Here is a 16,910-nt window from a genome sequence, read left to right on the forward strand (position 1 = left end):
TTAGCTCTGAAATATCCTTGACCGAACCTTAATAAACCCTTGACCGAAGGTCAATGAAACCTACACTTTGAAAAAAGCATGGCCGAAACATCGTTGCGAAGCTGAGTTGCATTGAAAAAGTGACGTTTAGTCAGCTGATGCTCATTCCAGAACCTTTAACTGCACATTGCGAAAGTCCACCGGCTGGCCTTCACTCTGCAATGCAATGTATCCTGACGCCAACGGCTTTCCCGGGCGCCACAGTGATGTATCATAACGGTTGGCAACTCCTCCACCCATCGTAGGCTTCGAATACTGCAGCACCGTATCTCCATTGATGACGTGCATGATCAATGAATCACCATATACAATCAGCTCAGCCTTTACCCACTCATTCTTATCCAGCGTGGGCGAAGTAGAATTCAAACAATGTCCGTCATACAGTTTGTCTTCATACACAATATCAGTTCCGGGCGAGCACATGTTACCGGTCGGACGCGGCTTTCCATCTCCAAGACCTGCTAAGAATTGCATCTCTACTGAGATCGGCCAATCCTGTTCTTTCAACATCGTGCGCGGGTCCTGTGAATGATACATCACGCCACTGTTCAACAGCGTATACTCGGGAGCACCAGGCTGTAATTCACCTGTGAAGTGATATTCGAGCTTCAAATGAAAGCGGCTGTACGGCGTGTTATAGTACAAGTGTGCAAACTGATCATTGAAGTCGCCGTATTGATCGTAGCGCACTTTGATTATGCCGTCTTCAACACGGAACGTGTTTCCAAAATTTACACCTGTATCATGATGATGGATCTTAACTGTCCAATCGTTAATGTCTTTGCCATTGAACAACTGGATCCAACCATCGGCGGTGGAATCAGCTTTTGAAAGATTCGATGTACTATCCTCCGTTGACTTTTTAGTACACCCTAATGCGACAAACGCGATAATTGATAAAAGAATGATACGATTCATAGTAGAACCCCTGACTTCAGGGGATTGTCTGAAAAATCAAATTACGATATTTTTGATTGTATTCGGATAAAGAACCAATCCACTTGAAAGAAGAAAGCCGCCCCAGGGGACGGCTTTTCTTTTACAATCTCAATTTGAAAGGATGCAGATCTTATCTCTTACCAGCGGCATTTGTTGTGCTTTCAAGCACTCCATCCACCGAATAAGTTAGGACTACCTTCTCTCCGTCTTTCTTAGCGTTGTATGTGTAGCGCTGAGGAGTGAAAGTAGTTCTTCCATTTTCTGTCTTCTCAGTGTAGAAAAGCTTCCAGTATCCCTGGTCCTTCAAATCACTGTGCTCTTGCTGAAATGCCTTCACAACGGCCACCGGTACTTCACTTTCAGTCACCTTCTTACTCTTGTCAAATGATGACTTCTGAGCAAAGGCTGTTCCTCCGAATACAAACAATGCAAACAATGCTACGATCAATGATTTTTTCATGGCTTAAAAAGTAAAATAGTTGCTCAAGTAAACGATTGCTGAGCATGAACGTTCCTTGATTTCTGACCTTTTCAATGAGTGGAACTATGCAGATGTAGTCGGCGCGTGAATCAAAGCATGCACTACGACCATATGAATGATAAAATAGGTGGCAATAGCACCCGACGATGGTATATTATTACCCTCAATGATTTTGATTTCCTCGTCAGTATGAGCTATCGGGGTCTGTCAGACCCTGCGAAAGCTGAAACATCCACTTTATTCACTCCTCAATGAATGTACAGGGTTTACCCTGGCTGCCTTCCACGTCTCATAGCTCACTGTGATCAAAGTAACAAGCAACAGGCCGAGGAGACTGATCATAAACATCTGCATGCTGATTTCAGATCGATACACAAATCCCTCGAGCCAGTTGTCGGCGAGGAAATATGCAAGTGGAAGCGCTATCACACTGGCGATAATAAAGATCTTCAAAAACAACCAGACGAACATTGATACGACTTGTCCGACGTTGGCACCTAAAACTTTACGAATGCCCACTTCTTTTGTTTTCTGTTCCGCAGTGTAAGATGCAAGTCCAAAAACACCAAGTACCGTTATCAGTATAGCAAGTACTGCGAAGGCTTTTGCCAGAGATGCAACACGATTCTCCGACAGATACATTCGGTTAAACTCATCGCTGACGAACCAGTAATCAAACCCAACACCCGGAAATATTTCCTTCCAGTTCTTTTCGATGGCAGCGATGTTTTTTTGGAAATTCCCCGCAGGGAGTTTCACATATGCGATGCGATCGACGAAATGTATATGAGGATTCAGCATAAGCGGATCAATCGCGCGATGCATCGACTCATACGGAAAGTCTTTCACAATGCCGATCACTTTCATCGATCGGTAATCAGGTGCTCGCAATGCCGGATTGAAATAGCGCTCACTCACGGTCGAGCCAATAATCTTTTCGACAGGTTGATTCAATGCTTTCACTGCCGCCTCGTTCAATATTACCGATGATGTATCCGCAGGGTTGCCGATTTCAAAATCACGACCTGCGATGAATTCAAGACTGTATGTCTTCGGAAAATAATAGTCAACATTCAGTTGTTTCCAGTTGAGGTCCTTGTCTTCGAATTCGGGAAACTTTACCTGCGCGCCAATGAATCCAAAATAGTCAAGTCTCGGCAGGTGATTTCCCATCGTTACGAGCTCGATGTCTTTGTTCTGCAAAACTGCCTGACGGAATGCTTCAAATTTTCCCTGCGGTGCCGTGCCTCCATACCGGATGGATAACAACTGACTTCCAGCCTGATTGAGTTTGCTGGTTTGCATGAAGCTCATCTGGCGAATCACAACAAACGTCGAGATGATGAGCACCAGTGATACCGCATACTGAATCGTAACCAGGCTTTTTCGGAAGAGTTCGGCACCAATACCACGAACTACCTGCCCCTTCAGTACTTCTGCAGGACGGAAGCCCGACAGATAGATTGCAGGATAACTTCCACTAATCAGCGCCATCGCTATCAATACTCCCGCGACAATAGCAATCATTAGTGGATCCAGTAAAGAACCAAATGTGAAACTCTTGTGGGCAAGATCATTGAATGGTTGCAAAAAAATGATGACGAGAATTAATGCCATCACGAGCGAGCCGGCAGTCATCAGAAACGATTCATAGAAAAACTGCCGCGCGATCTGAGAGCGTTGGCTTCCGAGCGACTTGCGTAGACCGACTTCTCGTGCCCGCCGTGCTGATCTTGCCGTTGCCAGGTTCATGTAGTTAATGCAGGCGATCAGCAGAATGAGAAATGCTACCGAGCTGAATATGGCGAGGTATGTTTTGTCACCGCGCGTGCTGTCATTCTCCCATAGGTTTTCAGGATCGAAATGCAGTTCACTCATCGGCGTCATAAATGCCGACATCTTGAAGCCCTGTGCGCGAACTGCCGAATCGTTTTCAACCATTGCTGCAGCATACTTTTTCAAATCTTCTTCGAGAGGTTTAATGTCTGCACCAGGTTTCAATACAACATAGGATTCAAAAAATGATACATTCCTGAAATTCGCGCCTTCCAGGTAATGATCGAAGTCTTCAACGACACCCCTGAACGCATTGATATTGATGAGGTACTTTGCCTTAAAATGTGAATTCGATGGGAAGTCTTTGTACACACCGGTAACCATCACGTCGATCTCCTGGCCATTGGTAGCGAAGTTGTGTTTGATCGTGAGTATTTCGCCCAGCGGATCTGCTGAACCAAAGATTCTCTGTGCACCGCTTTCACTGAGTATTATTGACTTGTGGTTTTCAAACATCTTGTCGCGATTTCCTTTCAAAAGCTCGAATGCGATGATGCGATCAAATCCTGGTTCTGCCCACTTGATCTCTTCAGTCAAAATGATCTTATCTGCTTTCTTATGATGAACCGTCGTCGGATATCCGATATAATCCACACGCGCGATGTCCAGAACTTCAGGACGTGTGTCGCGCAATGCACGAAGCAGATAACCAGGAGCAAAGGTGTTCGTGTTCGTCTGTCCCTGTGGATCCGTAAATATTGTTCCGATCCGGTACGTATTCTTTGCGTGCGGATGCATGGTGTCGTACTGCAGCTCATCGCTGATGTATAGAAAGATGAGTATCGCACTGGCAAGTCCGAGTGCGAGGCCAAACATGTTCAGTAACGCAAACATCTTCTGGCGCTGAAAATTGCGTAGCGCAATGAGGACATAATTCCGGATCATGGCATGAGGAGTTGGGTAATTCTAATTACGAGGAACTACGGCTCTTGTGTTATCACCCACATAGCTGGATATTAATCGACCCTTTCTGACCAGTTAAATATTCTTGACGAATGGCTTAAGGTCAATGGTTACGCGTAGGGAAAACAGGAACGGAGACCGGACTGTTCTTGAATGGCGCGTTAATGCGCGTAGTCCTCGCTCTTCTGAAATGAATAGAACAGGTAGTACAATGCGGGAAGTATAAACACACTGCCAATAATCAGCGCCCATCCTAGTGACTGCATCGTCTTTTCCGGCGCCCCCGATTCGCTAAGCGAGATTGCGGTCCCGTCCGCCAGTAGGATAACATTCGGAAAATGTGCGAAGGTGATGGCTAACAGGATCATCGTTACCTGAAACGCAACGAGCACTCTGAGAATAGCCGGACGCTTTTTGTTGATCCACTGCCAGAGTACAACCAGGGATGCCGACGCAGCCATCACTGCAGTGAGGCCAACGGGATTTCGAAACAACCATTCGGTAAGAGGAACCTTTTCAATATGAGCCGAGGCGAAAACGAGTAGTCCGAACCCGACGGCCAACAGGTTGGAAATTTTTGCCTTTGTCACAAAACGTTTCCGATCGTGTTCGTTATCCGCTTCTCCAATCAAATAAACAGCCGCGAGGAATCCACACAATGCAACGGTGAATAGTCCTATGGATATGGAGAAAAGGTTAAACCATGGATAGATGTAAGCATCGAAGAAGTTACTAGCATTCGGATCGATGTGACCAGCAAGCGTGCTTCCGGCAAGAATCCCCAGGAACAACGGCGTGACTACACTCGAGACTACAAAGATCTTATTGTAAACATCCTGCATGCCATCCTTGATAGCATCGTAATGCCGGAATACGAATGCCGTTCCGCGGGCAATGATTCCCATCAGCAACACAAGTAATGGAATGTGCAGATGTATTGACAGCAGGCTATATATAGACGGAAACCCAACAAACAGAATTACTATGGCAATGATGAGCCACATATGATTGGCTTCCCATATAGGACCGATTGCCTGATACAGCGTTTTGCGTGTTCGCGTCACATTCTTTTTGGACGTAAACATTTCGATAATACCCGCACCAAAGTCGGCGCCGCCGAGCAGAAAGTATAGTAACACCGAAAGACACAGATAGGCAGTCACAATCGTACTCATGGGGCAACGGTTTTATCGTAGATGATTGGAACCACTTTGATCTGCCGGTGTAAAAGGTATACAACGACAAACGACAGCGACAAATACACCGTCGTAAAGAGGTAGAACGACCATGCAATACCTGGCATGGGTGTTACAGCATCGGCTGTTTTCATGACACCATAAATGATCCAGGGTTGTCTTCCGACTTCTGTGACCGTCCAGCCCGCCTCAACAGCAATGAATCCTAACGGCGTGGCTAGTGTAAAGAGGATGAGAAACCATTTCTGAGTCAGCCACTGCGATTTTTTGAGCGCCACAAAGAACAGTAGCGATATCAACGCCAGCATGCCACCTATTCCAACCATTACCTGGAATGCGTAGTGGACGACAGCTACTGGCGGATGGTAATTCTCAGGTATATCATTGAGGCCTTTTACTTCAGCCTCTGTATCTCCAAACGCTAGCCAACTGAGCATGCCTGGTAGTTTTATGGCATGATCAACAGTCTTCTCCCGGACATTTGGAATGCCTCCAACGATCAGGTCAGCTCCACGTTCAGTGTGGAAGTGTGCCTCCATCGCCGCGAGTTTTGCAGGTTGTCTTACGGCTACGTCTTTCGCGGAGTGATCACCACTCAAAGGCTGCAGCAGGGAAGCGATGGCAGCAAACACTCCTGCGATTTTGAACGCCTTCATATGGAAGCGAACATTCTTTTGCTGATAGATCATTGCTGCATGGACACCCGCGACGGCAAATCCGGTAGCTGCAAACGCTGCTATCGTCATATGGATGGATTGTGAAACCCATGCATCGTTGAACATCGCGGCAATAGGATCAATATTGATATACTCTCCGTTAACGAAATCAAAACCGGCTGGACTATTCATCCATGCATTGGCAGAAACCACCAGTATCCCACTCGCTAATCCACTGAGTCCGACTACAACACCCGTAAACCAGTGAAACCATCTGTTGAAAATGTTCCATCCATAGAGAAAGAAACCCAATGCAATTGCTTCAATGAAGAAGGCAGTTCCCTCGAGGGAAAAAGCCATTCCGAATATCGGTCCCGCATGTTTCATAAATGTTGGCCAGAGAAGGCCAAGCTCAAACGATAACACGGTACCGGATACAGCACCGGTTGCAAAGAATATGGCTACTCCTTTGCTCCAGGCTTTTGTGAGATTCTTGTAAATATCATTGCCGGTTTTTATCCAGAGAAGGTGACTCGCCGCCATGAAGAAAGGCATCACCATGCCGATGCAGGCGAATACGATATGAAAGCCCAGCGAAAGAGCCATTTGCAATCGCGCCGCAAGAATATCTTCCATAACTCGTGGGCTATGGCACGAAGGTAAGAAGTCTTGAGTCCTGAGTCCTTAGTCCTGAGTAGTTTTTTAGTTTTCCCCCTCAATCTTCCCAAACTCCCAACCCAGAATTCCCTTCTTCCGTGCCGGTGACCAGCGATATTCCGCAAGAACGCCATCCTTGCGTATAACCCTGTGACAGGGTATGAGGTAAGCAAGTTGATTCGCCCCAACAGCGCTTCCAACGGCCTGTACTGCACGGGGTTGTCCGATAGCTTCAGCGACACCCTGATACGTGGTAACAGATCCCATAGGAATGCGCAGCAATGCTTCCCACACTTTCAATTGAAACGTCGTTCCCTTAACAAACAAATGCAATGGTCCCGCTTCCTTTTGTGAGCCATAGAAGATCCGATCAATCAATGATGCTGTGATGAATGTGTCTTCCCGGAACAGTGCATTGTGCCAGTGCCCTTTCATCTGTTCAATCGAATGTTTGGGATCTTCATCCGATGTGATAAATGATATCCAGCAGATGCCACGCTCCGTTGTTCCCAGTAAAGCCATTCCAAAAGGAGTCGCGTGAATTCCGTATGAAACCTGGATACCCTGGCCACGCATCCGGTACTCCTGTGGCGTCACTCCTTCCAGCGTAGTGAACAAATCATAAACACGCGACTGGCTCGATAGCCCTGCCAGTTCAGTAGCCTCCAGGATACTCTTCGATGATGCAAGTTTGTCTTTAAGGAAATCGATCGTGAGAAATTGCAGAAACCGTTTGGGAGTTACTCCGGCCCACGAGCTGAACATTCGCTGAAAATGAAACGGCGACAGGTGAACGTGTTCGGCTACTTCATCCAGTGAAGGCTGACGACGAAAGTGTTCCTCCAGATACTGGATGGCGCGTTCGATTCGTACGTAGTTGATATCGGGTTCTTTTGCAGTCACAAGCATAAAACTATGAATTTTGTTGAGTCAAAGGTCGCTCTGGAGAGGCGCGGGTTCAACCCAGTTCTTGCTCACTTTCCATCTCCCCGGAAAAAGTTGGTTATCAATCTGTCGCACGCATCAGCGTTTTGCTTAATTTCATTTCGATACTCCTTGCGGCCCAGGCATGGGTGTCAATCACGAACCCCTCTCTGCATGACAACGTTGACCTATGCTGCACCCGTCGCTCAGTCGGAGCGCATCACACTTCTCGATAGTATCAGAGGTATGGCCATCCTGGGCATTCTCCTGATGAACATTCCGTACTTTGGCATGGCTTCATGGCTGTCGGCTGATCTCCGTCTTCGCGATGAGCTGGGTACCATTAATGAATGGGTCTTTTGGTTCGTCGAAGGTGGGATGGCTGGCACGCAACGCGCATTGTTTTCAATCCTGTTTGGCGCCGGCATTCTTCTTTTTCTGGGACGACAGTCGACACGTGTCGAAGGACTCGCACCCGCCGATTACTTCTTTCGTCGCCAGATCTGGCTCATGGTGATCTCGATGTTTGATGTTTATGTTCTGTTGTGGAGTGGGGACATTCTATTCGATTACGCTTGTTACGGAATGATCATGTTTGTTTTCCGGAACCTCACTCCCCGAACATTATTGATTGCCGCCGCTGTATGCCTGGTGTTTAACGTGACAAGAAATACAGTTGATATCAGACGCGCGAAGGATGTAATTCTCAAGGGCGAAGAGATCGCAGCTATCGACACGACTAAAGTTAAATTAACTGAAGAACAGAAAACTCAGCTGGAGGATTTCGAGGCTATGAAAAAACGTTCGGATCCTAAGGAAAAACTAAAAAAGGTGGATGAGGCCAACAAGAAAATGCGTGGCTCATATGCAGATGCCTACAAGGTTCGCTCGGAAGAATATATGGAAGGTCTGATCGAGTATCTGTATCTGCAGGCCTGGGACGTTTTCCTTTTCATGCTGATGGGCATGGCGTTCTTCAAACTTGGAATTCTTACAGGAGAGGCACCGATCCGCGTATATGTTTGGTTCACGATTGTTGGTCTGGGTGTTGGGCTTGGGATGGCGTATGGGCGGATAATGTTCTGGAAGGCAATCAACTTTGACTTCATTCAATTAGCCAAAACCTTGTTCATTGATCCCTATCAGATCGACCGCGCGTTCAGGTCGATCGGTTTACTTGGATTGATCATGTTGATGTTCAGATCGGGAATTTTCAAATGGCTCTTTGCAATGTTCAAGCCGGTGGGCCAGATGGCACTCACTAATTATCTATCGCAATCGCTCATCTGCGGCATCTATTTTAACGGGTATGGATTTGGTATGTACGGACACCTGGAACGTTATCAGCTTTATCTGTTCGTGATAGCCGTATGGGTGTTTCAAATCATATTCTGCAACGTCTGGATGCGTTTCTTCTTATACGGGCCATGTGAGTGGGTATGGCGTAGTCTTACTTATTGGAGGGCGCAACCGTTCCGGCGCCGGCAAGCGGCGGTTGCTCTTGGTTAGATGCAGTTGAATTGGAAGATCCTGGTAGTTAATAAATGAAGAATCCCTTCGACCAACCTGCGCGTTATACGCAGTGATCGAAGGGATTCATTCTTATATCTGCAAAAGTTACTGCTTAGGTAATATCGTTATGCGCTTTCGTTCAGCCTTACATCGAGTCTCGAAGTAACATAACCAGACTCTGTCTTTGGCAGATTCGCTGCGCGGTCTTTCATCTCGGCATTTATTCGCGCTAACGCTTCGATTCTATTTGCTTCAAACGTATGCTCTTCAACCTTCAGCAGCTGATCGTAAGGACCCTGCCCTGAAATGAGCTTCACAAACACAGGCGCGGTTTCAACAGCAATGAAAAGGAGAACCATAAACCAGTTCGCCCACCAGATGGCATCGCTTTGCTTTGTTAAACGATCAAGTGCCTCCATACGTGCAGCAGGTCCATCAAGCTTTTGTTTTCCAAGAGCAACGATTTCGGCACGGAGTGTTGAATCGAGGGCAACTATTCGTCTGGTCTTATCGTGGATCAATTGATCGTTCTTGGTAAGGAGAGCCTGCAATTCAAGTTCTGCCTGGTCGGCATTTGCCTTCTTGATCTTATAAATGGGACCAGCATTGCGCTGCTTGGTTCCACCGGTGCCATCGGCTTCATCCTGTGCCGCCTTCACCATGGCATCGCGCTTTTCGGCTTTGGAAGCGATCTCCGTTTTCAAAGAAGCGATTTCCTGAGTGAGCGTCTCACGGTCATTTGCAAATCGGCCCCGGATTTCATTCTCCTGAGCGGTATAGGTTTGCTGTTCCATGATTACCAGCTCGCCTTTGATTTCCTTTTCGAAGATTTTCAGTTCAAGCGGTTTGGCTATAACCAATGAGATGAGTACGGCAAGGGCGATTCGGGGCAATGCCATTCGAAACTCGCGGCCCGTGTTTCCTTCCTTACGCATGCTCGACACAATGTATCGGTCGAGATTAAAAATCATCAGACCCCAAACGGATCCGAAAGCCATAGCAATCCATACACTGTCGAAAACGGTGTACAGCGCGTACGACGCTGCAATTGCAGCGAACAAGCCGGTAAAAAAGATCGTTGCACCGATGCCGACGTAACGACTCGAGTCTACCTCACACTTCGTGAGCAAGGGGATGTGAACGCCCGAGCAGAGCCAAAAAAACCGCTTCAATTTTTCCATGAGCGAATAACGCGACTTAATGATTTATTATTGCTGTTGATCTTTCCCAATGGACGTGCCAAAATGAAGTCTGGCGACAACCATCCGGAATTGGATACTTTTATAATGAACTGTACAATTGTGAACAGCGTTTATGTTCACAATTGATTACTCATCAACGACTGAAACAGCTTCAACTGATATAACTAGCTCATGGAATTTGTTGTTGCCGCTCCATTGGAATTTAGCTTTGATCTTTGTGCCAGCTTTCTGAAGCGTTCACCCCGCGAGTTGCTTCATCGGTTTGAAAACGACCGGGTACGCAAGCTGCTTCACCTTAAAGACAGGCCCGTCCTCATTGAGCTCTGTGAGTCAAAGGATTTATCTCCCGCACAACGGGGGATCACGATCCGCGCGCTCAACACAACTATCAATACCGAGGAAAGAGCTCAACTTGAAAAGTACGTCCGTGAATGGTTTGACCTGGATACAGACCTTAAGCCCTTTTACGAGAAGGTATCTGCCGACAAACTTCTTGGCGAACTCGTCACAAAGTTTCACGGCTATCGGATTGTTGGACAGCCCGACCTGTTTGAATCCTTGGTTTGGGCCGTACTCGGCCAGCAAATCAATCTGGCATTTGCCTATACCCTGAAACAACGGTTTGTGGAGCAATTCGGAACGAGTTACGAATTCGAAGGGCAGCACTACTATGCATTTCCGGGCCCGGAGGTTGTCGCCCAACTAACGGATGCAGAACTTCTTCCACTCCAGTTCTCCCGCCAAAAGAGCAAGTATACTGTGGAGATCGGAAAGGCTTTTGCCGAAAAGGTAATTACTCAGGAGGCTCTGTCCTCTATGCCGTTGGAGGCGGCCCGGGACACTCTGATGCAAATCAAAGGGGTAGGCAACTGGACCGCAAACTATGCGCTCATGAAGACCTTCCGGTACAAGGACGCCTTTCCCGCTGAGGACGTGGGCATCCACAACTCCATCAGGCTGCTCAAAAAAAGCAAAAGAAAACCGACGGTTGAAGAAGTGAGGAAACTGTTCAAAAAGTATAAAGGCTGGGAGGCGTATGCGACGCTATATCTCTGGAAGAGCCTGCCTTAGAATTAAGAATTAAGAGTTAAGAATTAGCCGCCACGACCTACGATCGTGACCGTCAACCACGACCGTAGGTCGTGACTGCCAATTCTTAATTCTTAACTCTTAATTCTTAATTCAATTCTCCTTCCTATTTTTAACAACTATGCACCCTACCGTCTTGCTCTTTACGGGCCATCTGCTTGACTCCATTGATCGGATTTCAGCACGGTTTCCGTACAGGCTGATCAGCGAAGTAAGGCGAATGATTGCACAGGAGGTCAGGGCATTTCAATCGCCAGACATATCGCAAATCGCCGTTTCCAGCCTGGCAGCGGGTGGCGATATCCTGTTTGCGGAGGCGATCGTCGAGGCTGGAATCCCGTTACACATTTTCCTCTCTCATCCGCCCGATGAATTTGTCGACCGGTCTGTCCAATACGCTAAGAACCACCATGACGAAAATGAGAACGAATGGCTCCATCGCTTTGCGAGTTCAATGGACCAGGCTGTTTCCATAAGTATCGTTGATTCCAAAGAAGGAGAGGATCCGTACGTAGCCTGCAACCGTGAAATGCTTAGGCACGCACTCCAGTTTAGTAACAATGAGACGCAACGGATACTGGCTCTTGCGATGATGGAGACTGAAAGTGAGGTTAAACAAGGTGGGACGGCCGATTTTGCCCTTGAAATTGAAAGCAACGGAATACCTGTCAGGCGACTGTGGCCTCACCGGCCGCATCGGCTCTATCGGTAGGATAGATTCCAGAAATGTATCCCGGAACCATTGATTCATAAGAACTATAAACGGATCTTGGACATTTAACGTACTCGCTCAACGGACTGACTTTAGGCACAATGATGGAAACGAAGGACCTTGAAAAACTGATTAGCCTGGGCCACTATGCACAGGCGCGCAAACGGGCGGAAGAGCTGTTGACGAAATCGGATTCGTTGCGGGCAAAGCAATTGTATGCCTTCTCACTTTCCAAATCAGGGCAGCCGGAGGCCGCACGTGAGTTTCTTGAACGCGTTGCCAAAGACCATCCAGACGATCCCGAAACAAATGGGATCCTTGGTGGCATCTATAAGGAGCTGTTTCGAAACCAGCAGAACTCGGCTTTTGCAGTACTTGCACGCGACACTTACGATCGCAGCTTCGTCAGGACTAAGAACTTCTATACGGGTATTAACGCCGCGACCATGTCCACCCTGGCGGGCCAGTCAAGGAGGGGGAAGGAACTCGCACAGGAAGTCTTAGACTTGCTGAAGGACCCGGATCAGGACTTTTGGGAAGCAGTCACGCGCGCCGAAGCATTGCTCTTGCTGAAGGAACGTTCCAAGTCGGAGGAGGCGTACCGCAAGGCGCGACATCTCGCAGGGTCAGACTGGGGCAAAATCAACTCGGTATACAATCAACTGTGGCTACTGAAACATTACCTGCCAGTTCCACGCGAGGCGCTGACAGCATTCAGCCCTCCCGTTGTAGTGTCGTTTGTTGGACATATGATCGATCACCCTGACCGCGTGAATCCCAGATTTCCGGCGAACATTGAAGGCCAGATCAAACAAGCAATAACCAGCGCTCTCAATACAGTCAACGCCCGCATTGGGTATTGTTCGCTTGCCAACGGAGGCGATATTCTATTTGCCGAAGCGCTGGAAGAACTGGGAGGCGAAGTGAACCTGTTTCTTCCATTCAGTCAAAGTGATTTTCTTGCGGCAAGCGTTTCCTTTGCAGGTGAACAATGGACGGAGCGCTTTCTCCGCCTGGTAAACAAATACCCGGTCACCTATCTAACGGAGGAACCACACGCAGGTCACGCCGATCTCTTCGGACTACAGACGTCAATTCTCTTTGGACTGTCTCATTTGCGAAGCCTGGCAACACACGCAGAGCCTTATCTGATCAGTGTCATGTCTGAGCGCGATCAGCAGCGAAAGTCGGGAGGTACGCGCGACACCATTGGGCTCTGGCCGAATCAGCAACGTCACATCAACATCAATCCAGATGTTTATGTGCCCATTGCCGCGATAACAGAAGAACCAGTTTCGAACACCACCCAGGTCAATCGTACCGACAGACCCGTGCTCTATTTTGTATCTTTTGATCTTTCCGCAGACGATCCAACAGGTGAAGCTGTACTCAATCATCTTACCAACGCATCTCTTCCACCGGCAGTCACCTGGAGAAAGGGATCAGAGATGGTCGCGGGCTTCAGGCAATTGCTGGGAGCGATGGAGTTCACCACGCACATCCTGACCAGCGCATCACCCATACATCCGGCTCCTCGTGTAACACTTCATGTTGGGCCATTCCCTCTTCACCGCATAACAGGTATCGATTATTATCCATTGCTGGAAGAAGGAGGAGCCGAAGAACCGATCGCCGTACTTGAGCAACTGAGCGACATACATCACTTCACGCCGTCCGGATCAGTTTATGCTTCGGGTGCATTCGGTGCGTTGCTTGCTTTGGACGACGTCCGATACAAACTGTCGTTTATAGACACGCTCCGCGAGGTCGACAAGCGACCCATCAGGCCGATCGATGTGTTCAGTGTTTCGTTGCTGCACATCTCCAAGCTGGTAAATCACTAACTTTATCTTGAAAGGATTTTGAATGAGTGCACGCGTCCAGATAACGCTACCTGAAACATTTATATATGCGACTGAAATAGACGTGCGCTCCTCTGATTTGAACTATGGAGCACATGTTGGTCATGATCGCATGCTCACTCTTATTCAGGATGCGCGCGTATCGATGTATCGAACTTTTGGTTATGGTGATGAACGAAGCTTCGAGGGGCCGGTAGGGCAGGTCATCGCCGATGCAGCGGTACAGTATAAGTCTGAGTGTTTTCTCGGTGATGTGTTGTACATAGAGATCGGCATAGGGGAGTGGAGCAGGTCGGGGTTTGATATGTACTACAGGGTAACAAATCGGACCACAGGTAAAGAAGCGGCAATTGCCAAGACGGGGATAGTTTGCTTCGATTATTCCCGTCGGAAAGTGGCATCCATACCTGAATCATTATTACGAAACCTCAAGCTCGAAAAGAAGTCATGACTATAAAGGAAGCACAGGACTTAGTCGATTCGTGGATCAGGACGCATGGAGTCAGATATTTCAACGAGCTAACGAACACGACCATTCTTATGGAGGAGGTTGGTGAGGTCGCGCGCATCATGGCGCGTCGTTATGGAGAGCAATCGGAAAAGGAAAGCGATAAAAATAAGGACCTCGGTGAAGAAATGGCCGATGTTCTCTGGGTACTGATTTGTCTGGCCAATCAGACTGGCGTGGACCTAACAGAGGCGCTGGAAAAGAATATGAAGAAGAAAACGGATCGGGACAAGGATAGACATCATCAAAATCCGAAGTTGCAATAGTGAGAAGGGGGTGTCGTGCCCGAAATAGTCTCAGCATAGCCCTGTGCTACCCCAGCATAGTCCCAGTGTAGCCCCAGTGTAGCCCCAGTCGTCTCCCAGTCTCGCCCAGCCTTTTACCAGTCTCCCCCAGACTTTCCCAGAGTCCCTCCTGAAGTGCCCGGTAACTCTATGATTTCCCGTCCCCCAGATATAGTTGTACAACTGATACCGGAGACCGATGACCGTGTTGAGCCGTCAGGCGGTTAATACACCGTCCCTTAAGATAGGTACCACGTTATAAACATCCACGGTGAGGCAAAACTCGATATCCTTAAAGACATTAAGTTTTGCAAGGCGCTTCACGTGACTCGCATTGGAAAGGAACGCCTTCATATCGTTCCGTGCAGAGAGATAGAGGTGTTTCGCGGCAATAGGAGAATCACATTCGGGCACATAGTCGCCTTCCAGTAAGTCTACCAATGCGCCAGCAAATAATGTATCCTCGAGGTTAAACTTTCCCTTCCAGCCAGCACAAACAATCAAAATATTATTGCCGCTATCTTTCAAATGGACAGCAACGGCGCTGAGATTGAGAAACGATCCAATGATGATCTCACGCGCGCCCAGCGATTTCGCTATCGCCTGAGTTCCATTGGTTGTCGTAAAGGCGAGTCGCTTGCCTTTCATCTCATCCACCATATATTCAAACGGCGAATTGCCGTGGTCAAAGCCATCTACCTTTTTACCATCGCGTTCGCCCGCCGTATCATAGCCCTGCGTTTTCATGGCAAGGCAATCATCCAGTTTGGCAAATGGGGATATGCTAGCCACCCCGTTGGCCAATGCCGTCACCATACATGACGTGGCGCGAAAAATATCCACCACCACCACGGAGCGGTCTGCAACCGAATATAAATGCATCAGGTCGGGTGTGAGGCAGACGTCGATTGTTTTCAAGGCCGTGTATTAAATGAAATCTTGTTTTAAATGCTTCGTTGTTGTGATCAGTTTGATGCTTCTAAACAAACGGGGGTTTTGATACTTCCGCCTTCAGTGACTTGCCACGCACGTCGATGAAGATTGAAGAACCTGGCGCTGAATGCTCAGCATTCACGTAGCCGAGTCCTATGCCGATGCCAAGAACCGGAGATATCGTGCCCGAAGTAACGCGTCCGATCACCTCGCCAGCTCCGTCTTTGATCGCGTAGTCATGCCGCGGAATGCCCTTCTCCTGCATCTTAAAGCCAACCAGTTTTCGCGCAACGCCTGCATCCTTCTGACTTTTTAAGGATGGGGCGTTGGTAAAGTTCTTAGTGAATTTAGTGATCCATCCAAGTCCCGCCTCCAGGGGTGACGTTGTATCGTCGATGTCGTTGCCATAGAGGCAGAAGCCCATTTCAAGACGAAGCGTGTCGCGGGCTCCAAGGCCAATAGGCTTGATGCCTTCACTCTTCCCAACTTCAAACAGTGCATTCCAGACTTTTTCAGCAGACGCGTTAGGAACGTAAAGTTCAAATCCACCAGCGCCGGTATACCCCGTATTCGAAATGATCACATTGGGAACGCCTGCCAGTTCGCCGACAGCGAAGTGGTAATACTTAATGGTGGTAAGATCAACAGAAGTCAGCTTCTGAACGACACCTGCCGCTTTGGGGCCCTGAACGGCAAACAGGGAAATGTCATCTGAAAGGTTCTTCATGTCGACATTGTTGGTATTGAACTTATAGATCCAATTCCAGTCCTTGTCGATGTTACCTGCATTAACGACCAGCAGGTAGTCATTATCTGCGATCTTATAAACAATCAGATCGTCAACAAGTCCACCCGTTTCGTTTGGAAGACTCGAATACTGCGCCTGTCCGTTTATCAGTTTTGAAGCGTCGTTGGTAGTTACCCTTTGAATCAGGTCGAGGGCGTTTGGTCCCTTGAGTGAGAACTCACCCATGTGTGAAACGTCGAACACGCCAACGCTATTGCGTACTGTCATGTGTTCCTCGATATCGGAAGAATATCTCACCGGCATGTTGAATCCGGCGAAGGGCACCATCTTGCCTCCCAGTTTCACGTGTACATCATTCAAAGGTATTTTCTTGGAATCCATATCTGGTATTTGAGTCTAAAGTAGGGAGCTAAGTTTAAGACGAAAGGA

Annotated in this window: 15 protein-coding genes; 6 read left to right on the plus strand and 9 right to left on the minus strand. The window is 48.0% G+C overall.

What is annotated here, in order from left to right:
• Window positions 1-141: 141 nt before the first annotated feature.
• From WBG78_RS24235 to WBG78_RS24260, 6 genes are all read right to left on the minus strand, one after another.
• Window positions 142-957 carry a 3-keto-disaccharide hydrolase gene (locus WBG78_RS24235; protein ID WP_337329097.1) on the minus strand — a complete coding sequence of 272 codons (816 nt, stop codon included), beginning with the start codon at window positions 955-957 and terminating at the stop codon, window positions 142-144.
• Between the two features lie 151 nt (window positions 958-1,108).
• Window positions 1,109-1,438 (minus strand): hypothetical protein, encoded by a 330-nt coding sequence (locus tag WBG78_RS24240; protein WP_337329098.1) that lies wholly within the window; start codon window positions 1,436-1,438, stop codon window positions 1,109-1,111.
• Window positions 1,439-1,696: 258 nt separating this feature from the next.
• Window positions 1,697-4,180: an ABC transporter permease gene (locus WBG78_RS24245; RefSeq protein ID WP_337329099.1), complete on the minus strand. Its 2,484-nt coding sequence runs from the start codon at window positions 4,178-4,180 to the stop codon at window positions 1,697-1,699.
• A 179-nt stretch (window positions 4,181-4,359) separates the two neighbouring features.
• The gene (locus tag WBG78_RS24250; protein ID WP_337329100.1) at window positions 4,360-5,373 is read right to left on the minus strand and encodes a cytochrome d ubiquinol oxidase subunit II; all 1,014 of its coding nucleotides are present in this window, start codon (window positions 5,371-5,373) and stop codon (window positions 4,360-4,362) included.
• A complete protein-coding gene (locus WBG78_RS24255) occupies window positions 5,370-6,686 on the minus strand; it encodes a cytochrome ubiquinol oxidase subunit I (RefSeq protein WP_337329101.1) in 1,317 nt (438 codons plus the stop codon). The genes WBG78_RS24250 and WBG78_RS24255 overlap by 4 nt, the downstream gene beginning before the upstream one ends.
• Window positions 6,687-6,752: 66 nt before the next feature.
• Complete coding sequence (locus WBG78_RS24260) at window positions 6,753-7,616, minus strand: bifunctional transcriptional activator/DNA repair enzyme AdaA (RefSeq protein WP_337329102.1); 864 nt, start codon at window positions 7,614-7,616, stop codon at window positions 6,753-6,755.
• Between the two features lie 189 nt (window positions 7,617-7,805).
• Here WBG78_RS24260 and WBG78_RS24265 point away from each other — a divergent pair, with 189 nt between their 5' ends.
• Window positions 7,806-9,140: a DUF418 domain-containing protein gene (locus WBG78_RS24265; protein ID WP_337329103.1), complete on the plus strand. Its 1,335-nt coding sequence runs from the start codon at window positions 7,806-7,808 to the stop codon at window positions 9,138-9,140.
• A gap of 128 nt (window positions 9,141-9,268) precedes the next feature.
• Here WBG78_RS24265 and WBG78_RS24270 read toward each other — a convergent pair whose 3' ends face one another.
• On the minus strand, window positions 9,269-10,324 hold the full coding sequence (locus tag WBG78_RS24270; protein ID WP_337329104.1) for a DUF4407 domain-containing protein: 1,056 nt from the start codon (window positions 10,322-10,324) through the stop codon (window positions 9,269-9,271).
• A 192-nt stretch (window positions 10,325-10,516) separates the two neighbouring features.
• Between WBG78_RS24270 and WBG78_RS24275 the strand changes: the two genes are divergently transcribed.
• The 5 genes from WBG78_RS24275 (at window position 10,517) to WBG78_RS24295 (ending at window position 14,782) form a co-directional block, all read left to right on the plus strand.
• Window positions 10,517-11,416 (plus strand): DNA-3-methyladenine glycosylase family protein, encoded by a 900-nt coding sequence (locus WBG78_RS24275; RefSeq protein ID WP_337329105.1) that lies wholly within the window; start codon window positions 10,517-10,519, stop codon window positions 11,414-11,416.
• Between the two features lie 139 nt (window positions 11,417-11,555).
• Window positions 11,556-12,146: a hypothetical protein gene (locus WBG78_RS24280; protein WP_337329106.1), complete on the plus strand. Its 591-nt coding sequence runs from the start codon at window positions 11,556-11,558 to the stop codon at window positions 12,144-12,146.
• Between the two features lie 101 nt (window positions 12,147-12,247).
• Window positions 12,248-13,990: a tetratricopeptide repeat protein gene (locus tag WBG78_RS24285; RefSeq protein ID WP_337329107.1), complete on the plus strand. Its 1,743-nt coding sequence runs from the start codon at window positions 12,248-12,250 to the stop codon at window positions 13,988-13,990.
• 22 nt (window positions 13,991-14,012) lie between these two features.
• A complete protein-coding gene (locus WBG78_RS24290; protein WP_337329108.1) occupies window positions 14,013-14,459 on the plus strand; it encodes an acyl-CoA thioesterase in 447 nt (148 codons plus the stop codon).
• A complete protein-coding gene (locus WBG78_RS24295; protein ID WP_337329109.1) occupies window positions 14,456-14,782 on the plus strand; it encodes a nucleotide pyrophosphohydrolase in 327 nt (108 codons plus the stop codon). The genes WBG78_RS24290 and WBG78_RS24295 overlap by 4 nt, the downstream gene beginning before the upstream one ends.
• Window positions 14,783-15,016: 234 nt before the next feature.
• Here the strand turns inward: WBG78_RS24295 and WBG78_RS24300 are convergent, their stop codons facing one another.
• Together WBG78_RS24300 and gcvT are read right to left on the minus strand one after the other, a co-directional pair.
• Window positions 15,017-15,718 (minus strand): 2-phosphosulfolactate phosphatase, encoded by a 702-nt coding sequence (locus WBG78_RS24300; protein ID WP_337329110.1) that lies wholly within the window; start codon window positions 15,716-15,718, stop codon window positions 15,017-15,019.
• A 61-nt stretch (window positions 15,719-15,779) separates the two neighbouring features.
• The gene (gcvT, locus tag WBG78_RS24305; protein WP_337329111.1) at window positions 15,780-16,862 is read right to left on the minus strand and encodes a glycine cleavage system aminomethyltransferase GcvT; all 1,083 of its coding nucleotides are present in this window, start codon (window positions 16,860-16,862) and stop codon (window positions 15,780-15,782) included.
• Between the last annotated feature and the right edge of the window lie 48 nt (window positions 16,863-16,910).

The organism is Chryseolinea sp. T2 (genome assembly GCF_037203685.1).
GTDB lineage: Bacteria > Bacteroidota > Bacteroidia > Cytophagales > Cyclobacteriaceae > Chryseolinea.